The organism is Aeromonas sp. 62-46, from assembly GCF_001898585.1.
GTDB classification, from domain to species: Bacteria; Pseudomonadota; Gammaproteobacteria; order Enterobacterales; family Aeromonadaceae; genus Aeromonas; species Aeromonas caviae.
This window is the reverse complement of the sequence record NZ_MKUI01000009.1, coordinates 6,111-6,387: the sequence shown is the minus strand read 5'-3', so window position 1 is coordinate 6,387 and position 277 is coordinate 6,111. Positions and strand designations below refer to the sequence as shown.

Annotated in this window: 2 tRNA genes; both read right to left on the bottom strand. The window is 57.0% G+C overall.

The features are described from left to right. Window positions 1–52: 52 nt before the first annotated feature. Window positions 53–128 (bottom strand) — tRNA-Ala (locus BGO64_RS03475). A gap of 63 nt (window positions 129–191) precedes the next feature. Further along, a tRNA-Ala gene (locus BGO64_RS03470) sits at window positions 192–267 on the bottom strand. Between the last annotated feature and the right edge of the window lie 10 nt (window positions 268–277).

Here is a 277-nt window from a genome sequence, read left to right as displayed (position 1 = left end):
CCCCAAATTCGGTACCGAATGAATGGTTCTGGCGGCCATTCATCCTCAATAATGGTGGAGCTACGCGGGATCGAACCGCGGACCTCTTGCATGCCATGCAAGCGCTCTCCCAGCTGAGCTATAACCCCACAAAGGTCGGCCTGGGTGATACACACCGCACTGCCCTGGGTACTTCATATCAATCGGGAACCTGGTGGAGCTACGCGGGATCGAACCGCGGACCTCTTGCATGCCATGCAAGCGCTCTCCCAGCTGAGCTATAACCCCTTGGATTCCA